The sequence below is a fragment of the Paraburkholderia sp. HD33-4 genome (assembly GCF_021390635.1).
Lineage (GTDB): Bacteria > Pseudomonadota > Gammaproteobacteria > Burkholderiales > Burkholderiaceae > Paraburkholderia.
This window is the reverse complement of the sequence record NZ_JAJEJS010000003.1, coordinates 41615-57386: the sequence shown is the minus strand read 5'-3', so window position 1 is coordinate 57386 and position 15772 is coordinate 41615. Positions and strand designations below refer to the sequence as shown.

Below are 15772 nucleotides of genomic sequence, written 5' to 3'. Positions count from 1 at the left end.
AACTTTGGCGCTGATGAGCTCGCTCGCACTCGCCTCCTGCGGCGACAACCTTTCCGCCGATCCCGCTTACGTGACGATGGCACGGCCGCAGATCATGCAACTACTCGCGCACACGCAGACCTCCGGCGCCGTCGTGTTTGTCGAATCGCCGAACGGAAACTGGAGCGAATCGTTCGGCACTGCGCAGAGCGTGGTCTGGGCCACGAGCGCGGATTCGCCCGATGGCACAGCGCCCGCCGATGCAATCGGAAAGCTGCTGATTGCCGCGCTTGGCAACGAGAACATCGTCGCCGATCTCGATGAGATCAAGCCTTGAGCGCCAACGAAGATAATTGCGGGCGAGCAATGACGATCAAACGCACTTTCTCAAAACGCTAACTGAGCCTGGGAGACCTGAAATGAACAGGAGATTCCTGAAAATAGTCATGCGCCTGTCTGCGATCGCCACGGCGACGCTATTGATATCGTGCGGCGGATCGATTGACAGTAGTAATAGTACCGCCGTGCCCGATTCGATCCTGCAGGTGATGCAAAAGCCGGTGTACAAAGGCGCGACGTGGTCGCTCCAGGTCGTCGATCAGGGCACTGGAAGTGTGATTTACGATCTGAACTCCAGCTCGCAGGTGTACATCGCGTCGGTGCGAAAGGTCTTTACAACCGGCAACGCGTTGAATGCGATCGGCGCGCAGCACAGAGCGGTGACACCGGTGTATAAAACCGGCACCGTCGATGCGACCGGCACGCTCAACGGCAATCTCATTCTGGTCGCGAGCGGCGATCTGACGATGGGCGGACGCGCGAATCCAGATGGCACGATTGCACTCACGTCGTTCGATCACAACGAAGCGAACGGTCTCGGCAATGCGGTGCTATCCGCGCCCGATCCTCTCGCCGGCTATAACGCGCTAGCACAGCAGGTGGCGGCCGCCGACATCACGAAGGTCAACGGTGACATCGTGATCGACGACCGGCTTTTCACCGCATTCGACTTCCGTGACGAGTTCATGGCAACCCCGATCTTCGTCAACGACGATCAGGTCGACGTGTCGTTCACCCAGAGCACTGAGGGCCAGCCGCTGCCGTTCGACTACCGGCCCAAGTCGGCGGCGGTGACTGTGCAGTCGACCCTCTCGACCGGCAGCGCGTCGTCGCTGGCCTCGATCGAACTCGATCCGGACGAGCGCCAAACGTTTCTGACGTGTATCGGCACGACGCCGTGCGTCGGAAGCGTCAGCGGCTCGGTGCCGGTGGGCTACGTACCGGTGCCAGTGAATACGTTTCCGTTGGTCCGCACGTTCCGCATCACGGCACCGTCAAGCTACGCGCGCACCGTGTTCATCGAAGCGCTGACGCGCGCAGGCGTCACGGTGACGGCCGCGCCGATCGGCGTCAATGCCACTGCGTCGCTGCCGGCGAAGGGCTCGTACTCGAGCGCGCAGCAGGTCGCGCAATTGACGGCCGCACCGTACGCGCAGGACATCCGGTTCGTCAACAAGGTCAGCTACAACCTCGGTGCCGACACGACGCTATTGATGTGGGGTCTTGCAAAAAACAATTCGACTACGATGGACGCCGCACTCACAGCCGAGCAGACCGAATTGCAATCGACGTTCGCTATTTCGCCGAGCCAGTATCACTTCGTTGACGGCAGTGGCGGCGGTGAAACGACTGCCAATGCCAAAGCCGTGATCTCGATGATGCGCGGGATGGTATCGAAACCCGACTTTGCCGCGTATAAAGATTCGATGCCATCGCTTGGCGTCGATGGTTCGCTGACGACAGTCACCGCCTTCGAGTCCGATCCGACGCTTGCTGGCGCAAAAGGTCAGGTTCAGGCGAAGACCGGAACCTACGTCGTTGAAAATCCAGCTGTACCCGGAACGGGGTTGCTCAGAGGGCAGGCGCTTGCCGGCTATATCACCGCAAAGAGCGGGCGGCAGCTCGTATTCTTCATGACGGTCAACAACGTACCGGTTCCCGGCGGCGTTTCGGATGTGGTGCCGGTATTCAACGACGAGGGGATGATCGCCGCAACGTTGTGGAAACTGCAATGACGTTCGACGCGCCGTGAGTCAGTGGCGGGCCCAGCCCGAAAACCGGGCGCCTCAATATTGCGAGTAGACGATGCCGAGAATGTCGGCTTCGTCGTTAAACACGTCGAGCGCTGCGGCGGGCGTGCTGGCCGGGCCAGCGTGGTTGACAAAGAGCGCATAAGCAAGCTGGCGTCCGCTCTTTGCGCTGATATAACCAGCCATGTTGATTGCGACCATCTGTCCACTTGCGTCGATCGTCGCTCCGCTCTTCACCAGGATGTTCTCCTTGCCGACAACGGTTTTGCCGACTGCCGCGAGCGAACCGTCGGTGCCGAGGATCGACAGTGCGTTGCGATACACGGTGGCGTTCGCGCCGCGGTGCATCGTCGCGAGTAGCGTTGCGGTGGTGCGTGCGGTCGCGCGGCAGTCGGGCGTGCCGCTGCCGTTGGTCGGGAAGTCGAAGCTCGATCCGTCGAGGCCGAGCGTGCCGGTGAGATATTTGCGTTCGGTGCCGAGTGCATCGCCGACGGTACGTGCGCCTTGCGCGACTCCCTGGTACATCAGGCTGAGATTCGCACCAGTGTTCAGGCTGACTTTGAGGATCAGTTTCGCGAACTCGGAATAGGGCGGTGACGTGAAGCTCGCAACCTGGTTCGCACTCGTATAGCTTTGCGAAGATGGCAATGCGGCCGACGCATTCGGTTGCACCGCGGGCGCGCTCACTGTCACGCCAGCACGCGCGAGCGCATCGACGAGCGCGGTGCGCGCGAACGACGGCGGATCGTCGATGCGAACGTTGCTCACGTAGATGTCGTTGCCGATCAGCGCCGACCTGTACGCAAGCGGGATCGTCGCCGGGGTGTCGAGCCCGGCTCCCCCCGAGACCGTCGCCCTACAGCCAGGTGTCGAGACGCAACTGAGCGGGGCTTTGTCGAAGGCGTCGCCGGACACGACGATGTCGGGATCGATACCGGCAGCGGTCGTAACGGCCGTGCCCTGGAACATCATCGCGCTGGTGCGCGGTCGCCAGTCGAGCACCGCCGCCTGGCCGACGCCCGCTCCCGGGCTCAGCGTCATGTCGATCACGTTCTCGTTGACGAGCATCGGCGAGATCAGCACATTGCCGTTTGGCACGCGAAACGAATCGAACAGGCGGTCATCGACGATCACGTCGCCATTCACCGACGTAATGCCGGAGGCACGCACCTGCGCGGCAAGCGCATTCATCGCGGTGAGCGGATCTTCGGGCGTCAGGATCGCCCCCTGGAAACCCCGTGCATCGTTGTGATCGTAGTCGGTGAAGTCGACCGTGCCGTCCGGCTTCTGGCGGCCGCCAAACGTCAGATCGCCGGAGGCCTGGATGATCAGGTCACCGGTCAGCTTACCGGTCGTATCGACCGTTCCGTTGCGATAGACGGGCGTCTTGAAGCGATGGTCCGCGCCGATCACACCCAAAGCGGTGGCGACAGAGTAGAGTTTGCGCACCGAAGCGGTGAAAATCATCGTGTCGGGATTCAGCGAGTAGAGAATCTGACCCGTTCCCGCATCCATCACAATCATCGACCACTGTGATTGCGCGCTGACGTAACGTGGCTTGTACATTACTTGCGCATAGGGATCGGTCGCCGATATGTCGCTACCGCACCCGACGATTAACGAGCACGATACTAGTACTGCGAAAACCGACCGCGACTGTGCGCGCATGGGTGTCCCTGCCTGATTAGGGGATCTTTCAGCATAGGTTTCAGCGAACCGGGATGCAAATAGGGATGCTTGCAAGCTCCGTGCGGTGACTCACATATCGATGGCTTCGCCGTAGCTGGAAATGCGAGCCAGAATCCGTTGGCGCATGGCGCCGTATTTGCCACACTGATCCGCAGGGTCATACCGTCGCATCTCCTCAACGGATGTCAGCAAGGACCCGGTTTTACAAGCGTTCAATCAAGCGCGGATCCCCCAACTCGCAATACCTATGACATGCCGCACGCGCCGCGTTCGCCGCGCCATGTACGAGCAGCGGCGCATCCGCGCGGCGTGACATCGACACCACGATGGACGGCGGCGAAGGCTGCAACGGCAACTCCACCACCTCGCCGCGGGCGATCAGATCGTCGACAAAGAGACGCGGAATCGCCGCCACGCCAAACCCATCGCGCACGAGTTGCACGATCACCGAAATCGAAGGCGAGCCCGTGATACGCGTATCCGCTAGCGGCACGCCATTGGCGAGCGCCAGCTTGGCGACGATGTCCTCCAGCGCGCGATGCGGCGCCGTTCCGCGCCCGAACGTCAGGATCGGATGACGCAGCACGCGTTTCGCGAGCCCGCTGCGCGAAAGCGGCAACAGACCCGCGCGCGCTATCCAGTGCACCGGATAGTTCGCGAGCGCGTCGCACACCACGGATTCCTCGTCGCTGCCTTCCACGCGAATGATGAGATCGAGTTCGCCCGCCATCAGCCGCCGCTGCAAAACAACGCTCACGTCCACCGCCAGCTCAACTTCGAGTTGCGGGAAGTCGTCTGCGAGACGCCGCATGTAATCGGCGAGCCAGCTATGCACGACCGTCTCGATCACGCCGAGCCGCAGCTTGCCGCGCATCGCGCCTTCATGTGACGCAGCGGCCTGCAACTGGCGCGTCGCTTCCACCACGGCCTTCGCATAGCCCAGCAGATATTCGCCGTTCGCCGTGAGCCGGAAATCACGGCTCTCGCGATCAACGAGCGTGGTTTGCAATTCGTCTTCCAACGCTTTCAGACGCTGCGAGATCGCCGCGGGCGTGGCGTGCAAAGCCGTCGCCGTGGTGCGAAAACTGCGCAGCTTGGCCAGCGTGACGAAGGTTTCGAGAAAGCGCGTGTTCATAGGCCGAAGGTGACAACAGCGACTGGGAGAGTTGCTCCAAAAAACTCATCGTGATTCGGGAAAACCCGCGATTTCGTTAAGAAATTCTATCCATTTGTCGCAAATAAAACTAGTTGGCATCATATTTTCTTCTTTTCTATGCTTTGTTTGAGCGCAAAAACAGCGCTTCGCGCATCTCACCTGTACGCAGTCGACAAAGACGAACCAGAGCAACCCGCACGAGCACGCTGACACCATGACTCCATTCGAATTTCGCAGAACCGTACGACATCGCGACTTCCGCGGCCCCACGGCTGGCCATTGCGGCGACTTCGCGCAAGCCAATCTCGCGATCCTGCCCGCCGCGTACGCGCACGATTTCCTGCGCTTCTGTCATGCGAATCCGAAGCCGTGTCCGCTGCTCGGTGTGGGCGAGCCCGGCGACTTTCGCGTGCCGGTGCTTGGGCGCGACATCGATATCCGCACCGATGTTCCGGCCTACAACGTCTACCGCGATGGCGAGTTGAGCGAATGCGTCGCATCGATCGAAACGCACTGGCGGGACGATTTCGTCGTGTTCGCAATCGGCTGCTCGTTCTCGTTCGAACACATGCTCGCGAAGGAAGGCATCGGACTGCGCCATGTCGAAGAAGGCCGAAACGTGCCGATGTATCGCACGGACATTCCGAACCAGCGCGCGGGCGTGTTCGGAGGCGAACTCGTCGTGTCGATGCGCCCGCTACGCGGCGCTGACGCGATCCGCGCCGTGCAGATCACGAGCCGTTTTCCGGGCGTACACGGCGCACCCGTGCATATCGGCGATCCGGCGGAACTCGGTATCGCCGATCTCGCGCGCCCCGAGTTCGGCGATGCGGTGACGATCCACCCGGGCGAACTGCCGGTCTACTGGGCGTGCGGTGTGACGCCGCAAACCGCGTTGATGGCCGCGAAGCTACCGATCGCCATCGCCCACGCGCCGGGACATATGCTGATGACGGACATCACCAACGCATCGCTGGCCATCTTCTGAGCGTTCCTGCGGCGCGCGTGGCCTAACACGGCGCCGTCGAGCCACAACCCAGTCAAAGCATCCCGAAGCCATCCGGCCGACAGGCCCGGAGGGAATGACGCATCCCTACGCTCTTGCGTGGCTTCGCTCGTTACTCATGCGTCTATCCACAGGAGCAGCAGATGGACAGCAAGACACTCATGGCAAGCGTCAACGATGCCACCGACATGAAGGCAACGGCAGACAGCCCGCAGCTTTCCTGGTACGCGGAAGCCGGTCCGCGCGCACGCCGGGCGTTCTGGAGCTGCAAGGTCGGCTATATGCTCGACGGCATGGACACGCAGATGCTCTCCTTCGTCATTCCGACGCTCGTGGCCACCTGGGGCATCTCGCTTGCCGACGCCGGCTTCATCGGCACTATGACGCTGCTTTCGTCCGCGCTTGGCGGCTGGATCGCGGGGATACTATCCGATCGTATCGGCCGCGTACGCACGTTGCAGCTCACCGTGCTGTGGTTCGCGGTGTTCACCGCGTTGTGTGGTCTCGCGCAAAACTACGGCCAGCTGCTCGCCGCCCGCGCGCTCATGGGCTTCGGCTTCGGCGGCGAGTGGACGGCGGGCGCCGTGCTGATCGGTGAAGTGATCCGCGCACGCGATCGCGGCAAGGCGGTCGGTCTCGTGCAATCCGGCTGGGCGCTCGGCTGGGGCATGGCCGCCCTGCTCTACGCCGTGCTGTTCTCCGTGATGGCTCCTGAAATCGCGTGGCGCGCGTTGTTCCTGATCGGGCTCGTGCCGGCGCTCCTCGTGCTCTTCATTCGCCGATACGTGAAGGAACCCGAAGTGTTCGAGCAAGCCAAGGTTGCGCAGCAGGACGCGCAGGACCCACCACGTTTCACCGAAATCTTCGCACCCCGGCTGCTTACGACGACGCTGCGCGCCGCACTCCTCACCACAGGCGCACAGGGCGGCTACTACGCGATCACGACATGGCTGCCGACGTTCCTCAAGACCGAACGTCATCTCACGGTGCTGGGCACCGGCGGCTATCTGGCGATGATCATCGCCGGTTCGTATGTGGGTTATCTATGCAGCGCGTGGCTCACGGACCGCATCGGCCGCAAGCCGAACTTCATCCTGTTCGCGCTCGGCTCGATGGCGATTGCTTTCGTGTACACCTCGTTGCCGCTGACGAATGCGTCGATGCTGTGGCTCGGCTTTCCGCTTGGCTTCTTTGCGTCGGGCATTTTCTCCGGCATGGGCGCATTGCTCACCGAACTCTTTCCGACCCGCGTACGCGGCTCCGGCCAGGGCTTTTGCTACAACGTCGGCCGCGCGATCGGGGCGCTGTTCCCCGTGCTGATCGGCACACTGTCGAGCCGGTTTGGCCTTGGCACGAGCATCGGGATATTCGCGGTGGCCGCATACGGCGTGCTGATAATCGCCGCGCTCACCTTGCCCGAAACGCGCGGCCGTGAACTCGAATCGGCCTGATTGGCATCTCTCGCATCTCTTACATATTTCGCATCCAAGACCTCGACACCATGAAGCACAATCACAGCTCCGATGTTTGCACGCCGTCCCGCTGGCAGTTCTGGATAGACCGCGGAGGCACCTTTACCGATATCGTCGCGCGCCGCCCGGACGGCACGCTCACCACGCACAAGCTGCTCTCTGAAAACCCTGAGCAGTATCGCGATGCGGCCGTCGCAGGGATTCGTCATCTGCTCGGATTGCAAGCCGGCGAAGCTATCACCCCACACGACGTCGAAATGGTCAAGATGGGTACAACGGTCGCGACTAACGCTCTGCTCGAACGCAAGGGCGAACCGGTCGCGCTCGTCACCACGCGCGGCTTTCGCGATGTGTTGCGAATCGCGTATCAGAACCGCCCGCGCCTCTTCGATCTCGACATCGCGTTACCGGAAGCGCTCTACGAGCGCGTAGTCGAAATCGACGAACGGGTAAGCGCGCAAGGCGAAGTCGTCGCGTCGCTCGATCGCGTTGCGGCAGAACGTGCACTGCACGAGATTTACGACGCGGGCATTCGCGCGCTCGCCATCGTGCTGATTCACGGCTATCGCCACACGTCGCATGAACGTGAACTGTCAGAACTGGCACGTCGTATCGGCTTCACGCAGATCTCCGTGTCGCACGAAGTTTCGCCGCTGATGAAAATGGTCTCGCGCGGCGATACGACCGTCGTGGACGCGTATCTGTCGCCGATCCTGCGCCGTTACGTTGATCAGGTCGCGCACGAAATGCCCGGCGTGAACCTGCAGTTCATGCAGAGTAGCGGCGGACTGACACGCGCCGATGTGTTCCAGGGCAAGGACGCGATCCTTTCCGGTCCGGCGGGCGGCATCGTCGGTATGGTGCGCGCGGCGCAGGCGGCGGGCTTCGAGCGCGTGATCGGCTTCGACATGGGCGGCACGTCGACGGACGTCTCGCACTTCAACGGCGAGTTCGAGCGCGTGTTCGAAACACAGGTAGCAGGCGTGCGCATGCGCGCGCCGATGATGAGCATTCACACGGTAGCGGCTGGCGGCGGCTCGGTGCTCGGCTTCGACGGCGCCCGGCTGCGTGTCGGCCCCGACTCGGCAGGCGCGAATCCCGGCCCCGCCGCGTACCGGCGCGGCGGCCCGCTTGCGGTCACCGACTGCAACGTGATGCTCGGCAAGATCCAGCCCGACTATTTTCCGCGCGTGTTCGGTCCGCATGCGAACGAGCCGCTGGATCGCGATGTCGTCGCGCACCGCTTTCAGGCGCTCGCCGACGAAATCTTCGCGGCGACGGGGCAGCGCCGCACGCCCGAAGAACTCGCGGAAGGCTATCTGGAGATCGCCATCGGCAGCATGGCGAACGCGATCAAGAAAATTTCCGTCCAGCGCGGCCATGACGTCTCGCAGTACGTGCTGACGACGTTCGGCGGCGCAGGCGGTCAGCACGCATGCGGGGTGGCCGACGCGCTCGGCATGACGCGCGTGTTCGCGCATCCGCTCGCAGGCGTGCTCTCCGCGTACGGCATGGGTCTCGCGGATCAAACCGCCATGCGCGAACGGGCGCTGGAAATCACGCTCGACGCAGCCTCGCTGCCAACGCTTGAAGCCGCACTCGATGCCCTCGCGGACAACGCAACCCACGCCCTGCTCGAACAGAGCGTTGACGTGGCGCGCATTACGACCGAGCGGCGTGTGCATTTACGTTATCAAGGCACCGATTCGTCGCTTGCCGTGCCCGCGGGCAGCGTCGACGCAATGCGCGCCGCGTTCGAAGCGGCCTATCGTCAACGCTACGCGTTCCTGATGGCGGATACGCCGCTCATCGCGGAACTTGCGTCCGTCGAGGCGATTGGTCATTCCGATGCACCCGTCGATGTGGGCAACCTGTCGCCGCGCGCGGCAGACGACGCGCTTCGTGCGCAGACGGTCGTACGCATGTATTCGGCTGGCGCGTGGCACGACGCGTCGCTCTACCAGCGCGACACGCTGTGCGCCGGCGACACGCTCAATGGCCCGGCGATCATCGCTGAAAAGAACGGCACCACCGTGGTCGAGCCGGGCTGGCAAGCCGTTCTGAGCGCACAGGGCAACGTGGTGATGACGCGTGTACAACCGCTGCCCACTCGCCGCTCGATCGGCACCGAGGCCGACCCCGTGCGCCTGGAAATCTTCAACAACCTGTTTATGTCGGTTGCCGAGCAGATGGGTTTGCGCCTGCAAAACACGGCGTATTCGGTCAACATCAAGGAGCGTCTCGACTTCTCGTGCGCGATCTTCGACGACGCAGGTAACCTGATCGCCAACGCACCGCACATGCCGGTGCATCTCGGCTCGATGGGCGAGAGCATCAAGACGGTGATCGAGCGCAATCGCGGCGCGATGCGCGACGGCGACGTGTTCATGCTGAACGACCCGTATCACGGCGGCACGCACTTGCCCGATGTGACCGTCATCACACCCGTGTTCGCTGATGGTTCGTGCGAGCCGCTCTTTTACGTCGGCTCGCGCGGTCATCATGCGGATATCGGCGGCATTACGCCGGGCTCGATGCCGGCGGCCTCCTCGCATATCGAAGAAGAAGGCGTGCTGATCGACAACTGGCAGCTCGTCTCGGCGGCCGTGCTGCGCGATGCCGACACTCGCGCGCTGCTCGCGTCGGGTCGCTATCCCGCGCGCAACATCGCGCAGAACATGGCCGATCTGCGCGCGCAGGTTGCAGCGAACCAGAAAGGTGTGGACGAGTTGCGTCGCATGGTCGCGCAATTCGGCCGCGACGTGGTGCTCGCCTTCATGCGTCACGTGCAGGACAACGCGGAGGAAGCGGTGCGCCGCGTGATCGGCGCGCTCAAGGACGGCAGCTATCGCTACGAACTCGACAACGGCGCGGTGATCGAGGTTGCGATTCGCGTCGATGCCGCGACGCGCAGCGCCACGGTCGATTTCAGCGGCACGTCTGCGCAGTTGCCCAACAACTTTAACGCGCCGAAGGCGGTCTGCATGGCGGCAGTGCTCTATGTGTTCCGCACGCTCGTTGGCGACGATATCCCGCTCAACGCAGGTTGCCTCAGGCCGCTGTCGGTGATCGTTCCCGACCGCTCGATGCTCAATCCGGTGTATCCGGCGGCGGTGGTATCGGGTAACGTGGAGACGTCGTCCGCAATCACCAATGCGCTCTATGGCGCACTCGGTGTCGTGGCATCGAGCCAAGGGACGATGAACAACTTCACCTTCGGCGATGCCCGCTACCAGTACTACGAAACGATTGCGGGCGGCAGCGGCGCGGGCAACGGTTTCAGCGGCGTCGATGCTGTGCAGACACACATGACCAACTCGCGCCTGACCGATCCCGAGGTGCTCGAATGGCGCTACCCGGTGCGGCTCGAATCGCATATGATCCGCGCGGAATCGGGTGGCGCGGGACGCTGGCACGGAGGTAACGGTGCGATCCGGCGCATTCGCTTTCTCACGCCGATGACGGCGTCGATTCTGTCGAATAACCGCATTCATGCGCCTTTCGGCGCGGGTGGCGGACGGGCGGGAAGCTGCGGCAGCAATCGCGTCGAGCGCGCGGATGGTCAGATAGTCGCTTTAGGTCATATCGCGAGCGTCGAGATGGAGGCGGGAGATGTGTTCGTGGTGGAAACGCCGGGGGGCGGTGGTTTCGGGGAAGTCTAATTCCCGTGCAGCGGGGCTTGTGTCCAGCCTGGGCTCGTCGTGCCACGCTGGCATGGTTGACTGACCAGCAGTGGGTAGGGCGCCTCTCAGAGTAAAGCAGCCGTTGGAGGGTCCCTGGCGCCGCCAGTGCGAACGGCCGATACTGGCCGACTCAGAACTTTCTGCAGCCGGACATGCTTTTCCAGAGAGCCAGATCAATGAACTGCCTTTCGAGAACTTCCTTTGACGGTGATTGCAGTGTCGTAACAGCTCGCTGACAATAATGCAGGCGTGCTATTGCGCAGATGTCTCAGAGCGCGGATCACGCTGCGGCCCACAGGTCGGGGCTGCGGTCGTCAACCGACACATCGCGACTGCGGCGCCGTTCACGATAGACACGCGCTCCATGGATCGGCCGGCAAACTCCGTCTGCGCAATGCCTTGCCGGAGGCCGCCACAAACGCTCTCCGATGCCTCATTGATGCAGAATTGGCGCTAAGGCCACAACGACACGACCTGAATACGATGGACGACCCAGAATCGCTTTCCGTGGCACTGCCCGACGGCACTAAGGTCTCCGCGCTCCTCCGAGTGCCGGAGGACGCGCGAGCCCTGTATGTCTTCGCGCACGGTGCCGGGGCGGGCATGCAGCACGCCGGCATGTCGTCATTGGCCGACGCGCTTGCGGCGGTCAATGTCGCCACATTGCGCTACCAGTTTCCGTACATGGAGCGGGGCTCCAAGCGGGTGGACTCGCCGGCCGTGGCACATGCTGCCGTGCAGGCAGCCGTCGCAGAGGCCCGCCGGCGGCTGCCAGCCCTGCCGCTCTTCGCGGGCGGCAGGTCGTTCGGCGGCCGCATGACGTCCCAAGCCCAAGCCATCTCCCCGCTCGACGGCGTGCGTGGCCTCGCTTTCGTCGCGTTCCCGCTGCACCCGGCGGGCGCGCCCGGCGTGGAGAGGGCACGGCACCTGGCGGACGTCACGGTGCCGATTCTCTTCCTGCAGGGCACGCGCGACAAGCTGGCCGAGCTTCACCTGCTGAGGTCGGTCGTCGGGACGCTGGGGCCACGCGCCACGCTGCATGTGGTGGACGACGCAGATCATTCGTTCCACGTGCGCGCGTCCTCCGGCCGGACCGACGCGGAGGTCGTGCTCGAACTGGCACGGACGATGGCGGCGTGGTTCTTCGCCGAAGGAGAGTTCGTGCCCGTTACGTGAGCGAGCGCAGGAATGCTTGTAGCGTAGTCGGGGCGGCGACCCGGCGAATTCGCCGTGCTGCGCTCGCCCGCTCAATGCCTTTCCCTTCGCTATCCGCAGATGGTCTGTCGCATAGCCACGATAAGCGACGCCTGTCGCGTCAGCGACCAAAAGTGCTCGGCAGTAGTCACTGCGTTTCTGCAAGTCAGAAGGCCTGGATAAGACTTGACGTTCCAGAGATCATCTGGACACCCCCGAACACAGCTATCACGATGGCCGACATACGCGAAAAGCTGTGCGTCAATGAGACAGGTATCGCTTTCCGAAATGTGGTGGTCCCAGTGCTCAAGCACAACCACCAGACGGCAGAGCCGACAAACACCCCGCTGACCATTCGCGATACCGCTAACCATCCAAGGCCGTCGTGTGAACCCGACTGCGGCCCGAGCGCTGCAAAAATCCCGATGAACGACAGAATGGTCATGGGATTGGACAGCGTAAGGGCAAACGTAGTCAGGAAATCGCGAGCGACAGTTGCGCGCCGTGCTCCTTCGGAAACGTTAGGAACAGCAGGCGCTTCGCGAGCAATACCGCAGGCCAGCCAAACAAGAAACACTCCACCGCCGATTTTCAGGGCCACGCTCAGCATCGGCAGCGCCGCTACCACGCCAGCGATACCGAGCGCGCCGAGCAACCCGTAGATGCCATCCGCGCATGCTGCGCCGATGCCTGTTGCAAAGCCGGAGCGAAAACCACGGCTTAGACTGCGCTGGATGCACAACATACCGATGGGGCCAACCGGAGCGGCAATGCAAAAACCCATCACCATCGACTTAACGAACAACATGACCTTCTCCGACGAAATGCGTTGATATGGAGAAGCATCGTAGGCGGTTTATGATCGTGCAAGAAGTCAGTTTTTAAGAGAAGATGGCGTTTTTGCCTTAAAAACTTCGGCACAATGGACGAACTGGATTGGAAGGTGCTTTCCTTGTTGCAGCACAACGGACGCATGACCTATACCGATCTGGGCCGCGAGGTACATCTATCGGTGCCGGCGGTAACGGAGCGCGTCAAGCGCCTGGAAGAAACCGGGGTCATCGAAGGCTACTCAGCACGGATCAACCTCGTCGCGGCGGGCTATGCGGTGAATGCGCTGATCGGCATTACTGTGCCGCAACCTGCAAAAGCGAAGTTTCTTAAGTTGCTCGACACGATTCCCGAAGTGCTGGAATGCCATCACGTGACCGGGGCGGACTCCTACGTCATGCGATTGGTGGCGGTGAGTCTGGCCGATCTGGAACGACTGATTGAACGTATAAACTTGTACGGCGAGACTCGCACGTCAATCGTGATGTCGACCCCGCTAGCTGCCCGGGGTCTGCAACGGCCGCCCGCCAGGCCGCGCAGATGAACGACGCCTTCACTTTGGAAGCTGCCCCTTGAGCGGAAATGAGTTGATTGGCCGCAACGGGTCCAGGCCGTGTGGAAACGCCGATTTTTCCGCAGCATGCTCGACCACCTTTGCGTCTTGGCGTAGTTTGCTGTTTCCTCGGTCAATTTCGCGACGACGATCGGCTGAGCGACTTTGTTACCTTCCGGACCGTCGTCTCCCGTCCGCTCGGCAGGCATAACGGGGCGGGTCTTATGCACCCGCCAGTCGCATCGCTTTCATTGTTCTCGAGAACCCCAGTATTTTTAGCACTCGCATGAGGTTGTAGCTCAGCACATGCAGGCTCATCTCGGTACCGACGTTGGCCAGCCTGCGTGTCAGGAAGTGCGTGTAGCCCATCCAGTGCTTGAACGTCCCGAAGACATGTTCTACGGTTCGCCTTCGGACTGTCATCGCATCCGGAGTTTTGTCGAGCCGCCGCTGAACTGCCTCCAGCACTGATTCGTGCTCCCATCGGGAGATTCGTCGATACACGCTCGGCGTGCATTGCGACTTGATGGAGCACTGGGGACAAGCACTGCTCCAGTAAGAGCGGCGTTGCAGCCCCTTTTCCTCCCTGGTAAAGCGGTAAATCGCGCGTTGGCCGGCGGGACATTGATATTCGTCATCTCGTGCCGAACGCGTCTACAGGTGCTGGAGCGCAATGGAATCTTCGAGCTACTGATCGAAGATCCGGGCGAGCCGAAATAAGGCCAGAGCGGTTGTCGTCGCCGCGCCGCCGACCTGTTCGACGGTGTATGAGATGCATAAGCGCGGCCTCGGCCGCGCGATCCGTATCGACACGCCACACGCTGGCCGCACGGTGCGCCATCCGCAGGGGGAAAACGATGGCGGGTCGATGGAGCGCTGACACGCCCATTGCGCCCTAACGCTAGCGCTCAGCGATGCGCAAGTCGCGCTGAGTGTGCTTCGGCGCGTAGTCGCCGTCATCACCAGACTGGCGTTCCCGTCGCGTACCGGCAAGCTTTCAGGCGGCCCGCAAATGCGGGCCACCCGTGCCGGCTCATTGGCCGCCTTCGTGAAGAGACAGAGTGTTCTTCACCGACGTCACTCCGGGAACTTGCTGCGCAATCGCAGTAGCCTTCTCGATCTGGGGCTGTTCTGGAACATCCCCAGCGAGTGTCACCGCGCTACCTTTGATCAACACCCTGACGCCCGAAGTTTCGATCCCCCCTTTTGAAAGCGCGTGCAATACCTTTTTGCTTAGCGCCCGGTTCGCCTTTCTCACGTCCGACTTGGACGGAGTCGCCGATTCCGTGGACGTGGCAGCGGCATCGCTGGCTTGTGACCATGCGTTCATGGACGCGACAACGATCAATGCCCCACCGGCCAGCCTGAGTGTTTTGCTTACTTTCATGTCCTTCTCCCGTGTTGACGCGCTACGCGCAGACACGGCGCAACTCCCGATGCGCCGCAGTCGTATGTCCTTCACACCCTCCGCAAACCTCTTGTGACGACTTCGAGACCGAAATGTCAGAGTAAGCCGCCACAGGTCTGCGACGTTTGCGGTGCGGTCGTACGGTGAAAATGCTCGGGTTTTGGCCGGTTTGCTATCGGACTTTGGTCCCATTTACGCTCTATCCGTCTGACGAATCAGGAACATTGACCATGGATCCGTTGATGGAGCGCGGACGATTTGGCCTGTCGTCTTGACTACGCATATCGATAGACTCCCCAACCGGTCTTCCTGCCCAGGCGTCCCGCCGCCACCAGTTCACGCAGCAGCGGACATGCACGGTATTTGGAATCGGCGAAATCTTTGAGATGCTGACGTAGAACCCAGCGCCTCCAATGTCGGCTCAGGCCGAATTATGTGTGTCCTCGTTCGTCAGCTTCCGGATGTAGTGCGGCCGTTGAAACAGCAATTTTCCCCGCTCGCTGAACGGCAGGTCGTGGCCCGAATCCGGTCCGCGCGGTTGTCACGGGCAACTAGGCTCACGACTGCTCGGAATTTGCACTTTCGTTGGCAATGACCACACGCCTTTTCACTTTCTGCGGCACCGCACACGGATGCCGAGCCTTCGATGGGGCCGCCGGGCCCCAGAACGTCATTTTTCTACACGTTTCGCGAACGTCTTTGAGTACGCGC

At 62.0% G+C, this 15772-nt stretch carries 10 protein-coding genes and 3 pseudogenes; 7 read left to right on the top strand and 6 right to left on the bottom strand.

Annotation, left to right across the window (positions count from 1 at the left end):
- The first annotated feature begins 13 nt into the window (after window positions 1-13).
- Together L0U84_RS34885 and L0U84_RS34880 are read left to right on the top strand one after the other, a co-directional pair.
- Window positions 14-316 (top strand): hypothetical protein, encoded by a 303-nt coding sequence (locus tag L0U84_RS34885; RefSeq protein WP_233857096.1) that lies wholly within the window; start codon window positions 14-16, stop codon window positions 314-316.
- Between the two features lie 82 nt (window positions 317-398).
- A complete protein-coding gene (locus L0U84_RS34880) occupies window positions 399-2054 on the top strand; it encodes a D-alanyl-D-alanine carboxypeptidase/D-alanyl-D-alanine-endopeptidase (RefSeq protein ID WP_233857094.1) in 1656 nt (551 codons plus the stop codon).
- A gap of 51 nt (window positions 2055-2105) precedes the next feature.
- Here L0U84_RS34880 and L0U84_RS34875 read toward each other — a convergent pair whose 3' ends face one another.
- Together L0U84_RS34875 and L0U84_RS34870 are read right to left on the bottom strand one after the other, a co-directional pair.
- Window positions 2106-3635, bottom strand: a complete 1530-nt coding sequence (locus L0U84_RS34875) for a D-alanyl-D-alanine carboxypeptidase/D-alanyl-D-alanine-endopeptidase (protein WP_233857092.1) — start codon at window positions 3633-3635, stop codon at window positions 2106-2108.
- A gap of 325 nt (window positions 3636-3960) precedes the next feature.
- Window positions 3961-4893, bottom strand: a complete 933-nt coding sequence (locus L0U84_RS34870) for a LysR family transcriptional regulator (protein WP_233857090.1) — start codon at window positions 4891-4893, stop codon at window positions 3961-3963.
- 229 nt (window positions 4894-5122) lie between these two features.
- Here L0U84_RS34870 and L0U84_RS34865 point away from each other — a divergent pair.
- The 4 genes and pseudogenes from L0U84_RS34865 to L0U84_RS34850 form a co-directional block, all read left to right on the top strand.
- Window positions 5123-5902: pseudogene (locus L0U84_RS34865) on the top strand (putative hydro-lyase); the annotation flags it as partial.
- Window positions 5903-6063: 161 nt separating this feature from the next.
- Window positions 6064-7371: an MFS transporter gene (locus L0U84_RS34860; RefSeq protein ID WP_233857086.1), complete on the top strand. Its 1308-nt coding sequence runs from the start codon at window positions 6064-6066 to the stop codon at window positions 7369-7371.
- 50 nt (window positions 7372-7421) lie between these two features.
- On the top strand, window positions 7422-11054 hold the full coding sequence (locus tag L0U84_RS34855) for a hydantoinase B/oxoprolinase family protein (protein WP_233857084.1): 3633 nt from the start codon (window positions 7422-7424) through the stop codon (window positions 11052-11054).
- 504 nt (window positions 11055-11558) lie between these two features.
- Window positions 11559-12251, top strand: coding sequence for an alpha/beta hydrolase family protein (locus L0U84_RS34850; protein WP_233857082.1), 693 nt, complete (start codon window positions 11559-11561; stop codon window positions 12249-12251).
- A gap of 184 nt (window positions 12252-12435) precedes the next feature.
- Here the strand turns inward: L0U84_RS34850 and L0U84_RS34845 are convergent, their stop codons facing one another.
- Entirely contained in the window at window positions 12436-13077 is a 642-nt protein-coding gene (locus tag L0U84_RS34845) for a LysE family translocator (protein ID WP_233857080.1), read from the bottom strand.
- A 114-nt stretch (window positions 13078-13191) separates the two neighbouring features.
- Here L0U84_RS34845 and L0U84_RS34840 point away from each other — a divergent pair, with 114 nt between their 5' ends.
- The gene (locus tag L0U84_RS34840; RefSeq protein WP_233857078.1) at window positions 13192-13644 is read left to right on the top strand and encodes an Lrp/AsnC family transcriptional regulator; all 453 of its coding nucleotides are present in this window, start codon (window positions 13192-13194) and stop codon (window positions 13642-13644) included.
- 231 nt (window positions 13645-13875) lie between these two features.
- Here L0U84_RS34840 and L0U84_RS34835 read toward each other — a convergent pair.
- From L0U84_RS34835 to L0U84_RS34825, 3 genes and pseudogenes are all read right to left on the bottom strand, one after another.
- Window positions 13876-14298, bottom strand: a pseudogene (locus L0U84_RS34835) (transposase); the annotation flags it as partial.
- A 388-nt stretch (window positions 14299-14686) separates the two neighbouring features.
- Entirely contained in the window at window positions 14687-15040 is a 354-nt protein-coding gene (locus L0U84_RS34830) for a BON domain-containing protein (RefSeq protein WP_233857076.1), read from the bottom strand.
- 296 nt (window positions 15041-15336) lie between these two features.
- Window positions 15337-15462: pseudogene (locus L0U84_RS34825) on the bottom strand (3-hydroxyacyl-CoA dehydrogenase family protein); the annotation flags it as partial.
- Window positions 15463-15772: the final 310 nt, after the last annotated feature.